Annotated in this window: 19 protein-coding genes; 13 read left to right on the forward strand and 6 right to left on the reverse strand. The window is 56.8% G+C overall.

Features of this window, described 5'->3' with window-relative positions; genetic code table 11:
* Positions 1 to 29: 29 nt before the first annotated feature.
* Positions 30 to 677: a DUF4136 domain-containing protein gene (locus JYG33_RS07135; protein WP_207875294.1), complete on the reverse strand. Its 648-nt coding sequence runs from the start codon at positions 675 to 677 to the stop codon at positions 30 to 32.
* A gap of 164 nt (positions 678 to 841) precedes the next feature.
* Between JYG33_RS07135 and pepN the strand changes: the two genes are divergently transcribed.
* Together pepN and JYG33_RS07145 are read left to right on the forward strand one after the other, a co-directional pair.
* Entirely contained in the window at positions 842 to 3,520 is a 2,679-nt protein-coding gene (gene pepN / locus JYG33_RS07140; protein ID WP_207875295.1) for an aminopeptidase N, read from the forward strand.
* A complete protein-coding gene (locus tag JYG33_RS07145) occupies positions 3,517 to 4,542 on the forward strand; it encodes a class 1 fructose-bisphosphatase (RefSeq protein WP_207875296.1) in 1,026 nt (341 codons plus the stop codon). Before pepN ends, JYG33_RS07145 begins: the two co-directional genes overlap by 4 nt.
* Positions 4,543 to 4,689: 147 nt before the next feature.
* Here JYG33_RS07145 and JYG33_RS07150 read toward each other — a convergent pair whose 3' ends face one another.
* A complete protein-coding gene (locus JYG33_RS07150; RefSeq protein WP_207875297.1) occupies positions 4,690 to 5,676 on the reverse strand; it encodes a quinone oxidoreductase in 987 nt (328 codons plus the stop codon).
* 148 nt (positions 5,677 to 5,824) lie between these two features.
* On the opposite strand from JYG33_RS07150, the gene JYG33_RS07155 reads away from it, so the two are divergent.
* The gene (locus JYG33_RS07155) at positions 5,825 to 6,685 is read left to right on the forward strand and encodes a DMT family transporter (protein ID WP_207875298.1); all 861 of its coding nucleotides are present in this window, start codon (positions 5,825 to 5,827) and stop codon (positions 6,683 to 6,685) included.
* 4 nt (positions 6,686 to 6,689) lie between these two features.
* Here JYG33_RS07155 and JYG33_RS07160 read toward each other — a convergent pair whose 3' ends face one another.
* From JYG33_RS07160 to JYG33_RS07170, 3 genes are all read right to left on the reverse strand, one after another.
* Complete coding sequence (locus JYG33_RS07160; protein WP_207875299.1) at positions 6,690 to 7,760, reverse strand: tartrate dehydrogenase; 1,071 nt, start codon at positions 7,758 to 7,760, stop codon at positions 6,690 to 6,692.
* 129 nt (positions 7,761 to 7,889) lie between these two features.
* Positions 7,890 to 8,828 (reverse strand): glyoxylate/hydroxypyruvate reductase A, encoded by a 939-nt coding sequence (locus tag JYG33_RS07165; protein WP_207875300.1) that lies wholly within the window; start codon positions 8,826 to 8,828, stop codon positions 7,890 to 7,892.
* Positions 8,828 to 10,333 (reverse strand): helicase HerA-like C-terminal domain-containing protein, encoded by a 1,506-nt coding sequence (locus JYG33_RS07170; RefSeq protein WP_207875301.1) that lies wholly within the window; start codon positions 10,331 to 10,333, stop codon positions 8,828 to 8,830. Before JYG33_RS07170 ends, JYG33_RS07165 begins: the two co-directional genes overlap by 1 nt.
* Positions 10,334 to 10,472: 139 nt before the next feature.
* On the opposite strand from JYG33_RS07170, the gene JYG33_RS07175 reads away from it, so the two are divergent.
* The 10 genes from JYG33_RS07175 (at position 10,473) to JYG33_RS07220 (ending at position 17,895) form a co-directional block, all read left to right on the forward strand.
* Positions 10,473 to 11,204 (forward strand): YebC/PmpR family DNA-binding transcriptional regulator, encoded by a 732-nt coding sequence (locus JYG33_RS07175; RefSeq protein ID WP_207875302.1) that lies wholly within the window; start codon positions 10,473 to 10,475, stop codon positions 11,202 to 11,204.
* A gap of 47 nt (positions 11,205 to 11,251) precedes the next feature.
* On the forward strand, positions 11,252 to 12,541 hold the full coding sequence (gene purD / locus JYG33_RS07180; RefSeq protein WP_207875303.1) for a phosphoribosylamine--glycine ligase: 1,290 nt from the start codon (positions 11,252 to 11,254) through the stop codon (positions 12,539 to 12,541).
* A gap of 21 nt (positions 12,542 to 12,562) precedes the next feature.
* Positions 12,563 to 13,468 carry an oxygen-dependent coproporphyrinogen oxidase gene (hemF, locus tag JYG33_RS07185; RefSeq protein WP_207875304.1) on the forward strand — a complete coding sequence of 302 codons (906 nt, stop codon included), beginning with the start codon at positions 12,563 to 12,565 and terminating at the stop codon, positions 13,466 to 13,468.
* Positions 13,459 to 14,076: a nicotinate (nicotinamide) nucleotide adenylyltransferase gene (gene nadD, locus JYG33_RS07190; protein ID WP_207875305.1), complete on the forward strand. Its 618-nt coding sequence runs from the start codon at positions 13,459 to 13,461 to the stop codon at positions 14,074 to 14,076. The genes hemF and nadD overlap by 10 nt, the downstream gene beginning before the upstream one ends.
* Positions 14,077 to 14,084: 8 nt before the next feature.
* Entirely contained in the window at positions 14,085 to 14,489 is a 405-nt protein-coding gene (gene rsfS, locus JYG33_RS07195) for a ribosome silencing factor (RefSeq protein WP_207875306.1), read from the forward strand.
* A 147-nt stretch (positions 14,490 to 14,636) separates the two neighbouring features.
* Complete coding sequence (rlmH, locus tag JYG33_RS07200) at positions 14,637 to 15,107, forward strand: 23S rRNA (pseudouridine(1915)-N(3))-methyltransferase RlmH (RefSeq protein WP_009456141.1); 471 nt, start codon at positions 14,637 to 14,639, stop codon at positions 15,105 to 15,107.
* 26 nt (positions 15,108 to 15,133) lie between these two features.
* Positions 15,134 to 15,745: a Maf family protein gene (locus JYG33_RS07205; RefSeq protein ID WP_207875307.1), complete on the forward strand. Its 612-nt coding sequence runs from the start codon at positions 15,134 to 15,136 to the stop codon at positions 15,743 to 15,745.
* 150 nt (positions 15,746 to 15,895) lie between these two features.
* Positions 15,896 to 16,669 carry a thiol:disulfide interchange protein DsbG gene (dsbG, locus tag JYG33_RS07210; protein ID WP_207875308.1) on the forward strand — a complete coding sequence of 258 codons (774 nt, stop codon included), beginning with the start codon at positions 15,896 to 15,898 and terminating at the stop codon, positions 16,667 to 16,669.
* A 20-nt stretch (positions 16,670 to 16,689) separates the two neighbouring features.
* The gene (locus JYG33_RS07215; RefSeq protein WP_207875309.1) at positions 16,690 to 16,992 is read left to right on the forward strand and encodes a hypothetical protein; all 303 of its coding nucleotides are present in this window, start codon (positions 16,690 to 16,692) and stop codon (positions 16,990 to 16,992) included.
* A gap of 132 nt (positions 16,993 to 17,124) precedes the next feature.
* Entirely contained in the window at positions 17,125 to 17,895 is a 771-nt protein-coding gene (locus JYG33_RS07220; protein WP_207875310.1) for a MipA/OmpV family protein, read from the forward strand.
* A gap of 3 nt (positions 17,896 to 17,898) precedes the next feature.
* Here JYG33_RS07220 and JYG33_RS07225 read toward each other — a convergent pair whose 3' ends face one another.
* Positions 17,899 to 18,276 carry a translation initiation factor gene (locus tag JYG33_RS07225; protein ID WP_207875311.1) on the reverse strand — a complete coding sequence of 126 codons (378 nt, stop codon included), beginning with the start codon at positions 18,274 to 18,276 and terminating at the stop codon, positions 17,899 to 17,901.
* Positions 18,277 to 18,302 lie beyond the last annotated feature (26 nt).

An 18,302-nucleotide genomic window follows, 5' to 3' on the forward strand; every position in this document is an offset into this window, starting at 1 on the left:
CCCCTACATAAAGCCGGGTTTCTTCCTGCTCAATCCCGTGGTAAAGGATATCGGATATCAATCACCTGTCCATTATTTCCGGGGAAACCATCAAATATGGCCTGGGACAAAAATGGCATCTGCTGGTCCAGGTTGTCAGAATGGCTATAAGAGACGGCTGTAGCACGATACACTTCTGCGCCCGAGTTTTGATTATCTGTAATGATTACATTTAGATAATTTTTATACACAGTGACAGGAACATTCACTACATTCGGAGAATAAAAGAAACCGCCGCCCCAACCATCATTTGGCGCATAATAGCCGCGACCGATTCCCCAAGCCGATGGACCATAAAAACTATCTGAAAATTGAGGCACCCAGCTTTGTTCCTGCGGATTGCCATAATCCATTTGCACCACAAAACGCGCAGACTTCAGATCCGCCGCTTGCACGAGTCCGGTAACGCCAATGGAAGCCCGCACAGAATCTGCAAAAGACTGATATTGCAGATTGCTGCTTTTATCAGCTGCAGACTTGATGTAATACGTATCGCCACTGGTAGCCGTGGGCCACTGCTGATAACGCGTCAATTTGGCAGACCAGCTAGGCGCAGCGCAAGCCGTGGTCAATACCGCCAATGCCAGGCTCATCAGGCGTAGGGCGCGCCAGGAAAACCCTTCAGAAAATAACGTCATAGTTTCACCCTTGCTTGTTTTTCGCTTGCACGTTCAAGCCCGTTTAATGACAGCACCGTAGCGCCGACGAACAATTAGTTTACTGCCTGTTTCTGGCGTCCAGTGTGGGCGTTCAAACAACATTACAATAGACCATCTTTTTTCGATTGTCGGACCAGGATCACATGCGCACAGACACCTTACCTACGATCTCCCGCCACGATTACCAGCCCTACCCCTATCAAATAGAGAAGGTACGACTGGAATTTGATTTGGCGGCCGAGCAAACCTTGGTTCGTCTGGCTTTTCGAGCCAGCAGCCAGGACGGCCAGATCCGCCCCCTGGTACTGGATGGCGAAGACATTGAACTGCTTGAAGTCAGTATCAACGGCGTCACCCTGACTGCCCAGGATTACCAGCTTGATGAACAGGGCCTGACGCTCTCGCCCCAGACCGCAGAATTTGATCTGGCGCTGGTGAGCCGCTGCCGCCCACAAGACAACACCATGTTGATGGGCCTGTATGTATCAGGCCAGAATCTGTTTACCCAATGTGAAGCCCAGGGCTTTCGTCGTATTACCTTCTTCCCGGACCGTCCTGATGTGATGTCCCGTTATGAAGTGGTGCTGCGCGGCGATGCCAAGCTCTATCCCTATTTGCTCTCCAACGGCAATTTGCTGGAAAGCACCACGCTGGACGATGGCCGTACTCAGGCCATCTGGGAAGATCCTTTTCCAAAACCTTCTTATTTATTTGCACTGGTTGCTGGCGATTTTGATGTGCGCGAACGCGAAATCAAAAAGGCCAATGGCCAGCCTGCCCTATTGCAGGTTTATTGCGATCGTGGTGATGGCGATAAAACAGAATGGGCCATGGAATGCCTGGAACATTCCGTACGTTGGGATGAACAGCGCTTTGGTCTGGAACTGGATCTGGACCGCTTCATGATTGTGGCCGCTCGCGACTTCAATATGGGCGCGATGGAAAACAAAGGCCTGAACATCTTTAACGCCGCCTACGTGCTGGCTGATGCACAAAGCACCACCGATGCGTCCTTCCATGCCGTGGAAGCTGTCATTGGTCACGAATACTTCCATAACTGGACCGGCAACCGCGTCACCTGCCGCGACTGGTTCCAGTTATCCCTGAAGGAAGGCCTGACGGTTTTCCGCGATCAGGAGTTTTCCGCTGACATGCTGGCCCAAGGACTGGATGGCGCTCAAGCCGCCAGTGCCCGTGCCGTCAAACGCATTGATGATGTCAGCGTGCTGCGCGCCGCTCAATTCCCGGAAGACGCTGGCCCGATGGCTCACCCTATTCGGCCAGAAAGCTATCAGGAAATCAGCAACTTCTATACCGCCACCATTTACGAAAAAGGCGCAGAAGTCATTCGCATGCAGCACACCCTGCTGGGCGAAGAAAACTTCCAGGCCGGTATCCGCGAATACTTCAAGCGCCATGACGGCCAGGCTGTCACCTGCGATGATTTCGTGGACAGCATGGACAGCGTGTATCGCCAGGTCAAACCCGGCCAGAGCTTGGAGCAATTCCGTCGCTGGTATCAGCAAGCTGGCACGCCGCGCGTCAAGGTCAGCCTGACACATGATCCTGCTACCCAGACCGCTACCCTGACCTTGCGCCAAAGTAATGCGCCCGCAGGGATCGAGAATAAATCCACACCCAAGCCGCCTTTGCATATCCCCTTTGCACTGGGCATGCTGGATCAGCAAGGCACACCGCTGACCCTTCATCTGGACGAGCAGCAAGGCGATACCCTGGTGCTGGATTTCACCGAAGCCGAACAAAGCTGGACCTTCACGCAGATTCCTGAGGCGCCAGTTCTGTCCTTGTTGCGCAATTTCTCCGCTCCCGTACGAGTGGACTACTACCGTCCGGATTCCGAACTGGCGCTGCTGGCCCGTCACGACACTGATCCGTTTGCACGTTGGGAAGCCGCTCAGTTGCTGGCTACCCGTCTGATCTTGTCCTCTGCATCGGGACGCACACCTTCGGCCTCACAATTGGCGACCGTCGTGCAGACCTGGCACGCCCTGGTACAAGATCCTGTCCTGAGCCCAGCGTATAAAGCCCGCATCCTGTCTCTGCCCAGCGAGCGCGAATTGCTGGAGCAAACCCAGCCCATGACCCCGCGCGCCATTGTGCAGGCACGCCGTCAGCTACAACGCGAACTGGGCTTGGCACTGACCCCTTACTGGCAAGAGCTCTACCAATACCTGAGCCTGGAACAGGCTCCATACAGCCCGGATGCCCTGCAGGCGGGTCAACGCTCCTTGCGCAACCTGGCCCTGAACTACCTGCTGGTCGCTGGTGTGAATACCGGCCCGCAACTGGCACGTAACCAATACGATCAGGCCAGCAACATGACTGATCGCATGGGTGCTCTTAGTGCGCTGGTGAACTACGGTGATGCCGAAGACCGTCAGGACGGACTGGATGACTTTTTCCAGCGTTGGCAGGACAATCCCCTGGTGCTGGATCGCTGGTTCAGCTTGCAAGCCACCGCCCCCAGCACGCAAGTCGCTCAGGTACGCGCCCTGATGCTGCATCCGGCCTTTTCGATGCGCAATCCCAACCGCGCCCGTTCTCTGATTTTCCAGTTCTGCATCAACAATATGCAGGCTATACACACGCCGGAAGGCTATGATTTCTGGGCCGAGCAAGTCATTGCCCTGGACAAGCTCAACCCGGAAATATCGGCCCGTCTGGCCCGTGTGTTTGATAATTGGGCCCGCTTTGAACCCGAAGCCCGCGACCCGCTTAAAGCGGCGCTGGAGCGCATTCAGGCCGAACCCGGCCTGTCGGGCAATGTGGCCGAAATCGTACATAAAGCATTAACTCTTTGACCTCGGAGTCTGTCTTGAAGAAAAACCTTACTCAGTATCTGGTGGAGCAACAGCGCCAGAAGAAAACGGTCACCGCCGACGTACGCTTGCTGCTGGAAACCGTAGCACGCGCATGCAAGGCCATTGGCCATGCCGTCAGCAAAGGAGCGCTGGGCGGCGTTCTGGGTTCCCTGGACTCCGAGAACGTACAGGGCGAAGTTCAGAAAAAGCTGGACGTGCTGTCCAACGAGATCCTGCTGGAAGCCAATGAATGGGGCGGCAACCTGGCCGCCATGGCTTCCGAGGAAATGGACACCCTGCACCGCATCCCGGACTACTACCCCAAAGGCGAAAACCTGCTCTTGTTTGATCCGCTGGATGGTTCGTCCAACATTGACGTGAACGTATCCATTGGCACGATCTTCTCGGTACTGAGCGTGCCGCCGGAAGCTCGCGACCGTATCATTGAAGAGCAGGACTTTCTGCAACCCGGCGTGCGTCAGGTTGCGGCCGGTTATGCCATTTATGGCCCGCAAACCATGCTGGTGCTGACCGTGGGTGACGGCGTGGCCGCCTTCACGCTGGACAAGGAAATGGGCTCCTGGGTACTGACCACCGAGCGCATCACCATTCCTGAGGACACCGCAGAATTCGCCATCAATATGTCCAATATGCGTCACTGGGAAGCCCCGGTAAAACGCTATATCGACGATTGCCTGGCTGGCCCTGAAGGCCCCTTGGGCAAAAACTACAATATGCGCTGGATTGCCTCCATGGTGGCCGATGTACACCGCATCCTGACACGTGGTGGCCTGTTCATGTACCCCCGCGACTCCCGTGCTTCTGGCCGTAAAGGCAAGCTGCGTTTGATGTACGAAGCCAATCCCATGAGCTTCCTGGTCGAACAAGCCGGTGGCATGTCGATTGACGGCACGCAGCGCATTCTGGACGTACAACCGACTGAGCTGCACCAGCGCATTGGTGTGATTCTGGGTTCGCGCAATGAAGTCGAGCGCGTGCGTCAGTACCACGAGCAAGGCTGATTGCTGCCTGCCCAGTTCGGGTAGATAAAGCACTGCGAAATAAAAATGGCCTCCTTGTCGGAGGCCATTTTTATAAGACAAACTATTCGGGCTTAGTGCTGAACAAAGGCTATCTGCCCATCACGCGTCACCGCCCGACAATCCGTATTAATCCAGCGTCAAAACCGTAGAACCTGTCGTGCGACGACCGGCCAGATCTTCATGCGCCTTGGCAACCTGATCCAGCGGGAAGCGCTGACCAATCAAAGGCTTGATCTTGCCTTGCAGCACCAGATCAAACATCTCGTCCGCCGCTTCCTGCATGGTTTCCTGCGTAGGCACATACGCACCCAGCACAGGGCGTGTCACATACAAAGAACCTTTAGATGCCAGGGTCGCCAAATTCACACCCGTTACCGGGCCGGAAGCATTCCCGAAGCTGACCATCAAACCACGCGGCTGCAAGCAATCCAGCGAGCGCTCCCAGGTATCCTTACCCACGCCGTCATATACAACGGGCACTTTCTGGCCATTGGTCAATTCCAGCACGCGCTTCACCACATCTTCGTGGGAGTAATCAATCACTTCCCAGGCGCCATTCTGTTTTGCCAGCGCCGCTTTTTCAGGGCTGGAAACCGTACCGATCAATTTCACGCCCAAGGCACGCGCCCATTGGCAAGCGTACAGGCCCACACCACCGGCGGCTGCATGGAACAAAATCGTCTGGCCTTCATGCACGCGATAAGTCTGGCGCAACAAGTACCAGCAGGTCAGACCCTTGAGCATCATGGCCGCGGCCTGCTCAAACGAGATGCCATCAGGAATACGCACCACACGATCCGCAGGCACGTTACGCGCCTCAGCATACGCCCCCAAAGGGCTTTGGCCGTAAGCGACCCGGTCGCCCACTTTCAGATGCGTAACGCCCGAACCCACCGCTTCCACAATGCCAGACGCTTCAAACCCCAAGCCGTGCGGCAAAGGATTGCTGTAGAGGCCATTACGGAAATAGATGTCGATAAAGTTCAAGCCCACCGCTTTTTGGCGTATGGTGACTTCCTTCTCCTGAGGAGCAGGCAACTCTACCGAAGCCCACTGCAATACCTCGGGGCCACCATTACGTTCAATCCGTATCGCCTTAACCGTCTGCGTCATTGTTTTACTCCTTTGATGAGGGGCCCGTAGCAATGTCTTAGAATGATGCCTTACGCGTATTGCCTGCCCGACCCCGCTGCCCTATCGCTGGCTGATATAAAGCACCAGAATAGCCTAAATTTGACTCTTTTTTCTCGGATCGCTTTCCATGACGCATGGACGTGCTCTGGCTGCCATTCATGTGGCCGCTGTTCTGTTCGGACTGACCGGTATTTTTGGTGAATTGATCCAGGTCGGCGCCATGCTGATCACGGCTGGCCGGGCCAGCTTTGCAGTCCTGGCCTTGTTCATCAGCATTCGCTCTCAAGGACGCAGCTTGCGCCAGGGAATGAAGGCAGCGGACTTTCGCACCCTGCTTCTGGCCTCCATCATGCTGGCCATTCACTGGGCCACATTCTTTGTGGCCGTCAAAGTGGGCGGTGTGACCATTGCCACCTTGGGTTTTGCCAGCTTCCCGGCCTTCATTACCTTGTGCGAATGGGCCGTGCTGCGCGAGCGCGTCACCGTCTCTGAATGGATCATTCTGGCACTGGTGACTTTTGGCTTGCTGCTGGTTACCCCTTCCTTCGACTTTCAGGATCAGTCCACCATTGGCCTGGCCTGGGCGATTGCCTCGGGCTTTACCTTTGCCATGTTCACATTGATCAATCGACGTGCAGCCAAGCACCTGTCGGCGCAGCAAGTTGCCTGGTGGGAAAACCTGTTTGTGGCCCTGATGTGCTGGCCTTTTGCCCTGCCGCTGCTGGGCGATAGCACACTGGTGGACTGGGTCTGGATTGCCCTGCTGGGGGTGTTTTGTACCGCCTTGTCGCACTACCTGCTGGTCTCTGCACTCAGCGTTCTGAATGCGCGCAGTGCCGGAATTGTGATCGCGCTTGAACCTGTCTATGCCATTGCCTTTGCGGCCCTGCTCTTTGCCCAATACCCCAGCAGCCGAGCGCTGCTGGGAGGGGCCATCATGATCGGCGCCATCACATGGGCGGGCCTGCGCCCACCCAAATCAAGCTAAGCGCTTAGGCCATCGCTTCCAGCACTTGGGCGATGACTGCACCCACTTCTGTTGTGCTGGCCTGGCCGCCCAGGTCTGGTGTGCGTGGGCCATTGGCCAGAACCTGCTCAATGGCTTGCACCACTTCTGCGGCGGCTTGCGGGTAGCCCAGGAAATCCAGCATCAAAGCACCACTCCAGATCTGACCGACGGGGTTGGCAATGCCTTTGCCGTAGATATCCGGTGCCGAGCCGTGCACAGGCTCAAACAGGGATGGGAAGACTCGTTCCGGGTTCAGGTTGGCCGACGGTGCAATACCGATGGTGCCGGTGCAGGCCGGGCCCAGGTCAGACAGAATATCTCCGAACAAGTTGGAAGCCACCACCACATCGAACCAGTCCGGGTGCTGCACAAAGTGCGCGCACAGAATGTCGATGTGATATTTGTCCCACTTCACATCAGGATATTGCTCGCCCATTGCGGCCACGCGGGAATCCCACCAGGGCATGGAGATGGAAATGCCATTGGATTTGGTCGCAGCAGTAACGTGCTTGCCACGCTTTTTAGCCAGCTCAAACGCAAACTTCAAGACACGATCAGTACCGGTACGGGTGAAGACGCTTTCCTGAATGACCACTTCGCGCTGCGTGCCTTCAAACATGATGCCGCCGCTATTGGAGTACTCACCTTCGGTGTTCTCGCGCACGATGAAGAAATCAATATCACCTGGCTCACGACCTGCCAATGGCGAGCGCACGCCGGGCATCAAACGCACAGGGCGCAAGTTGATGTACTGATCGAATTCACGACGGAATTTGAACAGGGACTCCCACAGCGATACATGATCAGGCACCAGATCAGGCCAGCCCATCGCACCGAAGAAAATGGCCTCAGTATCCATCAATTGGGCTTTCCAGTCCGAGGGCATCATGGTGCCGTTTTTCTGGTAGTAATCCGAGCTCCAGTCCAGCACTTTCCAATCAAAATTGATGGCGTGACGACGAGCGGCCACTTCCAGAATACGCAGCCCCTCGGGCATGACTTCCTTGCCAATCCCGTCTCCCGCGATCACGGCAATACGATGCACTTTACTCATTCCTCTTTCCTTGTGGTTTTACATGGCCGCAACGGCCTTATTCTGACAAGACGCTGTTCCGCTCTCGAAACAGCAATTAGCCTGCCAGCTCCCCTCGGTGCTGGCAGGCAGGTTCAAACTTGAAAACGATTAATAACCCTGGCTGTGATTGACCCGTCCGGTCGCCGGTTTGCCTTCTTGCAAAAGCTCGATACGCGAACCAATTTGCTCCAGCGCCAGTTCACGCACGGTAATACCCGAGATATGAGGCGTAATCATCACTGAAGGGATACCCCAATAGGGGTGATCTGCTGGTAGCGGCTCTTGCGTAAAGGCATCCAGTAAAGCGCCTGACAGGTGGCCGCTCTTGAGGGCGTCCAGCACATCCGCATCGACCAGGTGACCACCACGAGCCACGTTGATCAAATAGCCACCAGGCTGCAAATTCGCAAGCACATCACGGTTGATCAAGCCTTCAGTCTGTGGTGTCAGCGGCAAGGCGTTGACCAGGATACGGCTGGCAGAGACGCACTCTTTCAAGCCCTCTTCACCGGCATAGCACGGGAAATCGGCTTCATGCAGACGACGCGACCAGCCGTGTACGGGATAGCCCAGACTGGCGATGACATTGGCAATCTTGCTACCAATCGCCCCCAGACCCAACACGGCAACCGGCCACTGACGGCGATCAATCGGGCGATAGGCTTTCCACTTGCCTTCGCGCGACTGCTCTTCATATGGCTGAAAACGGCCCACGGCACGCAGCACACCATACAAGGCATATTCGGCCATTTGCTCGGCCATGCCCGCGTCTTCCAGACGGTACAAAGGCATCTCGGCCGGGATGGTGCCCGCTACCGCGTCCACGCCTGCCCCTAGATTGAAGGTAGCGCGCAGCTTGGGTTCCTGCTTGAACAAGACCGTATCCGGCTGCCATACCACGGCGTAGGTCGCCCCTGTGCTGGGCTGACCCGGTACAAATTCGTCAACTGTCCAATCGGGATAGGCTTTGCGGAATTCGTCCGCCCAACGTGTCGTTTCTGATGGTCGTGCTGTGGCAACAATCAAATGAGGCAGTTGCGTGGGCATTAACGTTTTCCTCCAAATAAAGAACCCAATACCCCACGCAGCACTTTGGTGGCCGCCCGTTTGGTCTCGGTTTTAATCATGCTTTGCACCAGGCCATCTTTCTTGCCACCCCGCGGTCCTGTTGATCCAAAAAGAAAATCATTCACCACTCCCATCAGACCGTCATCTTTGCCAGCAGCAGCCGCTCCGGGCTGGGTAGCCCCTGCCGCACCGTTGGCAGCCGCATCTGTGGCTTTTTTAGCCAGCACCTCGTAGGCCGATTCGCGGTCAATGGACTGGTCGTACTTCAAGCCAAACAAGGAGGCTTGTCGCACCGCCTGTCGCTCCGCATCCGTCGCAGGGCCGATCCGGCTACCGGGAGCGACCAGCCAGGCACGTTCGGTAGGCGTCGGAATCCCTTTGGCATCCAGCATGGATACCAGGGCCTCGCCCACGCCCAGCTCGGTAATGGCGGCTTCAATATCCAGGCCCGGATTAGGGCGCATGGTTTGCGCGGCTGTCTTGACCGCTTTCTGATCGCGCGGTGTAAAGGCACGCAAGGCATGCTGCACACGGTTACCCAATTGACCCAGAACAGTGTCAGGAATATCCAGCGGGTTCTGCGTCACAAAGTAAATACCCACGCCTTTGGAGCGGATCAGGCGAACGACCTGCTCAACTTTCTCCAGCAAGGCTTTTGGTGCACCCGTAAACAATAAGTGGGCTTCATCAAAGAAGAAGACCAGACGGGGTTTATCCAGATCCCCCACCTCCGGCAGGCGTTCGTACAGATCAGCCAGCATCCACAACAAGAACACCGCATACAAACGGGGCGATTGCATCAGCTTGTCCGCGGCCAGCACGTTAATCGAGCCACGACCAGAAGCATCAGTGCGAATCCAGTCCATCACATCCAGAGCCGGTTCACCAAAAAAACGGTCCGCCCCCTGGGTTTCCAGACGTAGCAAGGCGCGTTGGATGGCCCCCACACTGGCTGCCGCGATATTGCCGTACTGATTCCGCAACTCGGCGGCACGGTCCGATACGTCTTGCAGCACGGCGCGCAAATCTTTCAGGTCCAGAATCAGTTGGCCTTCATCGTCCGCCAGGCGAAAGACAATATTCAGAATCCCTTCCTGCGTGTCGTTCAATTCCAGAATCTGGGACAGCAGCAAAGGCCCCATATCGGAGATAGTGGCGCGGACAGGATGGCCTTGTTCACCAAAAACGTCCCAGAAAGTAACTGGGTTCGCACCCCAGACCGGCTCGGGCAGGCCCAGTTTTTGCAGACGTTCCTGCAATTTGGGATTGGGCTCTGCTGCCTGGGAAATCCCGCTCAGATCCCCTTTGGCATCGGCCAGGAACACGGGCGTGCCCTGACGAGAGAAGGCTTCGGCCAGCACCTGTAAAGTGACGGTTTTACCCGTTCCTGTGGCACCCGTAATACACCCATGCCGGTTGGCCAGAGCAGGCAACAGGTAAATGGGAGTATTGCTGTTCTGAGCAAGCAAAATTGGATCGGCCATGATTGTTTGTTCTCTTCCAGATAGAATGCCAAGTGCCTAGATTCTAGCGACTTTCGCCCAAGCTCGGGCCTTGTCGTCCAGACAGGTTAAAATAGATCTGTTTTTCTTTGAACGTAGTCTACTGAATTGGTAATACTTTATGGCCGGACATAGTAAATGGGCGAATATTCAGCACCGTAAAGGTCGTCAAGACGCAAAACGGGGCAAACTTTGGACCAAGATCATTCGTGAGGTCACCGTGGCCGCACGTGCCGGAGGCCCTGACCCCGAGTCCAACCCACGTTTGCGCATGGCCTGGGACAAGGCAACCGCTGCCAATATGCCCAAAGACAACATTACCCGTGCCATCCAGCGCGGTGCAGGCGGTACCGACGATGCCAACTACGAAGAGATTCGCTATGAAGGCTATGGCGTGAACGGAGCAGCCGTGATCGTGGACTGCATGACTGATAACCGTCAGCGCACAGTCTCGGATGTACGACATGCCTTTACAAAAAATGGCGGCAATCTGGGTCTGGACGGCTCGGTGGTGTTTCAATTCCGCCACTGTGGGCAGTTCCTGTTCGCTCCGGGCACCTCGGAAGACACGATTATGGAAGTGGGCCTGGAAGCCGGTGCTGACGATATCGTCACCGATGAAGAAGGCCTGATCGAAGTCTTGTGCACACCCAGCGATTACCCCGCTGTACAAGCGGCGTTCCAGGCGGCCGGATTGACCCCTGAAGTGGAAGGCGTGGTCATGAAAGCCCTGAACGAGACCGAATTGAGCGGCGACGATGCCGTCAAAATGCAAAAACTTCTGGACGCACTGGAAGGCCTGGACGATGTCCAAGAGGTCTACACCACCGCCGTCATGGACGAAGCCGAATAACCTGTTTCTGAAAACTCCTCTTTGCGGGCCCTGCCCGACTCATCACTATGAAGCTACTTGTTGTCGGCAGCGGCGGCCGTGAACACGCCTTGGCATGGCGCCTGGCCCAATCTGCACGGGTGCAAACTGTTTATGTTGCCCCTGGCAATGGCGGTACAGCCCGTGCTGAACGCATTGAAAACCTGGCTATCACCGATATCCAGGAACTGATTGCCTTTGTGAAGCAAGAAAAAATTGCCTTCACCATTGTGGGCCCCGAAGCCCCTCTGGCCGCAGGCATTGTGGACGCCTTCCGTGCGGCCGGTCTGAAAATCTTTGGCCCTACCCAGGCAGCAGCACAACTGGAAAGCTCCAAAGACTACGCCAAAGCCTTTATGGTGCGTCACAACATCCCAACGGCGGCCTACGCCACCTTTACCGATCCGGACGCTGCCAAGGATTACATCCGTCAGCAAGGCGCGCCGATTGTGGTCAAGGCCGACGGTCTGGCAGCAGGCAAGGGCGTAATTGTGGCTACCACGCTGGAAGAAGCGCTGGGCGCCATTGACGACATTCTGGGTGATGGCCGCTTTGGTGCTGCCGGTGCCCGCGTGGTCGTGGAAGAATGCCTGACCGGCGAAGAAGCCAGCTTCATCGTCATGTGTGATGGCAAGAATGTTCTGCCCATGGCAACCAGCCAGGATCACAAACGCCTGAAAGACGGCGACCAGGGCCCGAACACAGGTGGCATGGGTGCCTACTCCCCCGCCCCTATCGTCAGCCCCACGCTGCACAACCGCATCATGCGCGAAGTCATTCACCCCACCATGCAAGGCATGGCCAAAGAAGGCTTGCCTTACTCGGGCTTTCTGTACGCGGGCGTGATGATTGACGACGGCCCGGACGCCACGCGCCCCATCAAGGTGCTGGAATTCAATTGCCGTATGGGCGACCCTGAAACCCAGCCCATCATGATGCGCATCAAAAGCGATCTGACCGAGACTTTCGAGCTGGCACTGGCTGGCAAGCTGGACGAGGCCACCATCGAATGGGATCGTCGCACCGCGATTGGCGTGGTACTGGCCGCAGCCAACTACCCCGAAGAACCTCGTACCGGTGATGCCATCACGCAGTTTGCGAAAGACACCGACGAATGCATCACCTTCCATGCAGGCACTCAGATGAAAGAGGGCACCGTGGTAACCACAGGGGGTCGTGTACTGTGTGTCACCGCCATGGCCGACTCCATCCGTCGCGCTCAGGAAGCCGCTTACGAGGCCATTTCCCAAACGCACTTCGACGGCAAGCAGTTCCGCACCGATATTGGCTGGCGCGCTCTGCCCAGCAGTGAATCCTGATTGTCGCAGCAAGGTCTTTTCATGTCTTTACCCATTGATACCGTCCAGGCTTATTTCCGTCAGTTGCAAAGCCACATCGTGGACACACTTGAGCAACTGGATGGCACGCCTTTCGAGTCGGACCAGTGGGATCGTCCAGAAGGCGGTGGCGGTCTGTCCCGCCTGCTGGAGAACGGCCCCGTGTTCGAGCGGGCTGCCGTCCTGTTCAGCCATGTCAAAGGCAACACCCTGCCTCCTTCGGCCAGCGCTCACCGTCCTGAACTGGCCGGTCGCCCCTGGGAGGCCATGGGTGTTTCGCTGGTGATTCATCCGCGCAATCCCTTTGTACCCACCACGCACATGAACGTGCGCATGTTTGTGGCTCAAGCCCAGCAAGCCGACCAGGAAGATGTGTTCTGGTTTGGTGGCGGTCTGGACTTGACCCCTTACTACCTGGACGAAGACGATGCCCGCCATTTCCACCAGGTTTGCCACGATGCTTTGGCGCCACACGGCGCAGATTACTACCCGCGCTACAAGCGCTGGTGCGACGAGTACTTCTACCTGAAGCATCGCAATGAAACCCGTGGCATTGGCGGTATTTTCTACGACGACTTGAACGAACCCGGTTTCGACGCCAGCTTTGCCCTGACCCGTTCGGTAGGCAACTCCTTTACCGATGCGTACGCACCGATTGTGCGCGCCCACATGGACCAGGAGTACACCCAGGCGCATCGGGACTTCCAGGCTATTCGCCGTGGCCGCTATGTCGAGTTCAATCTGGTCTTTGATCGCGGCACCCTGTTTGGCCTGCAGTCGGGTGGGCGGACTGAATCCATTCTGTTGTCCATGCCCCCTCAGGCCAACTGGCGTTATAACTGGTCGCCCGAAACAGGCACACCAGAAGCCGCCTTGGCGCAATACCTGGTACCACGCGAATGGATTTAAAGCGTGTGGGGCTACTGGGTGGCAGTTTCGACCCTATCCACAAAGCCCATGTAACGCTGGCCGTGGCCGCGTTTGAACAGCTCAAGCTGGACCAGGTGCAATTATTGCCCGCGGCCCAGCCCTGGCAGCGCAATACGCTAGGTGCGAGTACCGAGGACAGGCTCGCCATGGCAGAGCTGGCCGCCCAAAGCCACCCTGCCCTGGTGGTCAACCCAGTAGAAATCCTGCGCGGGGGACCCACCTACACCATAGACACGGTGCGCACCTTGCCTGCCGGGTCTCAGTACTACTGGATTTTAGGCAGCGACCAATTGCATAATTTTTGCAGTTGGAACGACTGGCAGGAAATTCTTGAATACGTCGAACTGGCTGTTGCCCAGCGCCCAGGCAATTCCCTGGAAACGCCTGCCGCCTTGCAACAGGAACTGCATCGACTTCAGCGCCGTTTACATCAGATCGATTTTCTGCCCATGGACATCTCGGCGACCCAAATTCGGGAGCGAGTGCAGCGCGGTGACAACATCACCCCCCTGGTCCCGGAAAAAGTCGCTCAATACATTGACAAAAACCGGCTCTATCTTTCCCACCCACAGGCGCGCCCTGTATAGTTCTTTTTATGAATATAGAAACACTTCAACGACTCGTCATCGATGCTCTCGAAGACGTCAAAGCTCAAGACATCAAGGTCTTTAGCACTACCCACATGACCGGCCTGTTCGATCGTGTGGTCATCGCCAGTGGTACATCCAACCGGCAAACCCGCGCTCTGGCCCAGAACGTGTTTGATAAAGCACGCCAACAGAAAGTCGAAGTCCTGGCCCATGAAGGCGAGGATACCGGCGAATGGGTCTTGCTGGATCTGGGCGATATCGTGGTGCATTGCATGCAGCCCGCTATCCGCCAGTACTACAACCTGGAAGAGCTGTGGGGCGAGCGCCCCGTCGACGTCGAACTGCTGCCGCAATCGCGTCAGGTTCCACCTGCAGGCTTTTTCGCCAGCGCCGACGAAGACGAAGACTAAGCGCTTCCTCTGCCCTGTCGGCAACACCCGGGCCGCCGCTTGTGATGCGGCCTTTTTTTTACCGCCGGGCCGCCCCAAGGTAAAAACGCCCCCCTGGGGGGCAGCAAGCCGAAGGCGCAGCGTGGGGGCTTTTTTTAGCGTTTTTTCATGAAACTCATTGTCATCGCGGTAGGTCAGCGTATGCCCGACTGGGTGGAACAAGGCTGGCAGGAATACGCACGCCGCATGCCCCAGGATTGCGCCATTGAGCTGCGCGAAATCAAGGCTGAACCCCGTACCAGCGGCAAGACGCCTGCCCAGATGATGCAGGCCGAAGCCAAGCGCATTGAAGCGGCGATTCCCGCCCAGGCGATGCGCATTGCCCTGGACGAACGCGGCAAGGACCTGACCACCGTCAAGCTGGCCCAGGAACTGGAACGCTGGCGTAGTAGCGGCCAGGACATTGCAATTTTGGTCGGTGGCCCGGACGGGCTGGATGCCGCCTTGAAGCAAAGCTGCCACGGCATGCTGCGCCTGTCTTCCCTGACCTTGCCCCACCCCTTGGTCCGCATTTTTCTGGCCGAACAGCTTTACCGTGCCTGGTCCGTCATGACCGGACATCCGTATCACCGCGCCTGAACCCTTTTTGCCAGTCCCTGTTTCCTATGTCTTTTCAGCCTATCTATCTGGCCTCCGCCAGCCCTCGACGCCACGACCTGCTCAACAGCATTCAAATCAGCCACGAGGTACTGAATGTCCCCAGCCCTCCCGGCGAGGACGAGCCCCGTCTGGAACAGGAGGCCGTGCTGGACTATGTACGCCGCACCGCCCGTGACAAGCTGCTGCGTGCGCTGGAATGGCGTGCCCAGAACAGCAGCCTGGATCAGGAACGCGCTATTTTGAGTGCAGATACAACCGTCTGCATGGGCGAAGACATTTTTGGCAAACCCTCGGATATTGAAGACGCTGCACGCATCTTGCGTGAGCTCTCGGGTCGCCGTCACAAAGTCATGACGGCCTTGTCCTTGGGCGTGGGCGGGGTGGAATTTGAAAGCATCAGCATTAGCGAAGTCAGCTTCAAGACTCTGAACGAGCAGGAAATTGCAGAATACTGCGCCAGCGGTGAACCGATGGGCAAAGCCGGTGCCTATGGTATTCAAGGTTTGGGCGGAGCGTTTATCAGCCACTTGAGTGGCAGTTATACCGGCGTGATGGGTTTGCCTGTGCATGAAACCTACCGCTTGCTGGAACTGGCGAATCTGAAGATCCGCGCATAAGGCCAGTCCCAAGCGGAGAAACAGCCCGACCTGTACAAGAATGGGGAACTATCCTGTCACGGCCCAGTCCCATTCTTTTATTCTGTTTGGATCTTAGTATATATTTTCTGGATATATACACTTACCGACTGTTTTGCAGGATTAACCACCATGCCGCTTTCCTCTATTTCGATTCGTCTTGCCCTGGCCGGTTTACTGTGTGCCAGCACCCTGGCACAAGCCGCCGACCGCCCTGCTGCCCTGAAGGCGCTGGAAGAACAAGGGCTGTCTATTGTGGGCGAGTTCGATGCGCCCGGTGGCTTGAAAGCCTGGGGCGCCTATAGTGGCAATCGTGCCTTGGCCGTCTACAGCCTGCCCGACGGGCAACACATGATGGTCGGCACCCTGATCGATGCCAAGGGCGAAGAAGTCCGCCCGGCCGGTCTGGACAAGCTGGTTCAACCCGCCATCGCCAAAGACATGCTGGGCAAGCTGGAACAATCCCGCTGGATCAAGGATGGCGACGACAAGGCCCCCCGCGTGGTCTACGTCTTTACGGACCCGAACTGCCCCTACTGCATGCAGTTCTGGCAAATGGCCCGCCCCTGGGTGGAGTCGGGCAAGGTACAACTGCGCCACATCATGGTGGGTATTCTGGCCCCCAGCAGCAGCCTGAAATCCGCTGCAATCCTGGCTGCCAAGAATCCTACACAAGCCTTGAACGAACATTCCCTGGCCATGTTGAAAGATCGTAGTGCAGGCGTAAAAGGTCTGGACAGCGTGCCCAGCAACATCGAGGCCGACCTGACCCGCAATGAAGACCTGATGATGGGTTGGGATCTGCGCGCGACGCCCGCCATGGTCTGGCAGGACGAGCAAGGTCACATTCAAATGCAGACCGGCGCCTCGCCCGACATTACCGAACGCGTATTCGGCCCACGCTAACTTCACCAGGAACACTATCCATGAGCCACTGCGTTCTCTTGCACGCCCCCACCCCTGATGCCCTGGAGCGTGCACGCAGCAATGCTCGCAATTTGCTCAAGGATATGCCGGATGCCCAGATCCGTATCATCGTCAATGCGCAGGCCGTCAAAGCCTGCGTAGAAGGCGCTAAGCACGATTGTGACGGCTATACCTATCTGTGCCCCAATACGCTGCGTAACCAGTCACTAAATGCGCCTGAACGCTTCCAGACACTGGAGCAAGGCGCCATCACGGCACTGGTGCAACTCCAGGCCGAAAACTGGATTTATATCCGCGCCTGATAGGGTGTAGGGTCAGAACAACAGACCATACTGGCCGGTCATGATTCTGCCTGCCCTGACCCAAACCTTGATACGATAGCTGGGCCCGCGACAAGCGGGCCTATTTCCACCCCGTATCACAAGGAATCTGTCATGCCCACCCTCTCCCGCGCTGCTCTGCGTCCCTGCTTATTACTGGCTTTGTTTGCTTTAGGAAGCAGCCAGGCACTGGCACAGCAAACTACGATTGGTGTGGGTGTGGGCTTTGCTCCCAAGTATGAAGGCGCTGACAGCTACGATGGTCGTTTCTACCCGCTGCTCTCGCACCGCAATGGCCACTTCTTCCTGGCCCCTAAAGCGGGCATGCCTGCCATTGGCCTGCAAACCAACCTGACCGACAACTGGACCATCGGCACCTATGCCGCCCTGGCCCGTGCCCGTAAATCCGGTGATGCTGACCGTTTGTACGGCACCGACGATATTGATCGTCACGGTAATCTGGGCGTGTTCACCGCCTACCGACTGGGCAATGCCAAGATCGAAGGTAGTTACTATCAGGCGCTGAAAAGTGGCTATGGCGCAACCGCCGTACTGGATCTGAGCTACCGTCTCTGGAACGATCAGGACAGCAGCTTCTCCCTAGGCGCTGAACTGAAATGGTCCAACGAAAAAGCCATGCGCACTTACTTTGGTGTGAAGTCGCACGAAGCGGCAGCCAGCAATGGTCAACTGCGCAGCTACCGTCCTGATGCAGGCCTGCGCTCCTACGCGCTGTACGGCCAGTACACCCACAAGCTCAGCGAAAGCTGGTCCCTGCAAGGCGTGCTGGGTGTGAACACGCTGGGTGAAGAAGCCAAAGACAGCCCGCTGGTCGAGAAAAACAGCAGCGTCTTTGGTGGCGTAGGCTTGGGCTACAGCTTCTAAAGCCTAGGGTCTGCCAACCCGCTTGACCGTCAAGCCGTTGTGTTCCAGGCGTGCCTGCACAACGGCTCGATGATCACCCTGAATCTCCAGCGTTCCTTCTTTTAGCGTCCCGCCCGCTCCACAGGCGTTTTTCAGCTCCTTGACCAAAGCCTTGAGCTGCTCTTCCGGCATGACCAGCCCCGCAACAACGGTCACCCCCTTCCCCTTGCGCCCCTTGGTTTCCAAGCTCAGACGCACCGGCCCTTGAGTCTGGGACAAGCTTTCCTGACGACGATTTTCCTCGCAACGGCATTGGTTCTGCGGCTGCCCACAATCCGGGCACATGCGCCCTTGCTCGGTGCTGTAGACCAATCGAGACAATTGATCCGATAAGCTGGCCATGGAATCTGGCTCCTTGAATAATAAAA

This window comes from Alcaligenes sp. SORT26, from assembly GCF_017377875.1.
GTDB classification, from domain to species: Bacteria; Pseudomonadota; Gammaproteobacteria; order Burkholderiales; family Burkholderiaceae_B; genus Alcaligenes; species Alcaligenes parafaecalis.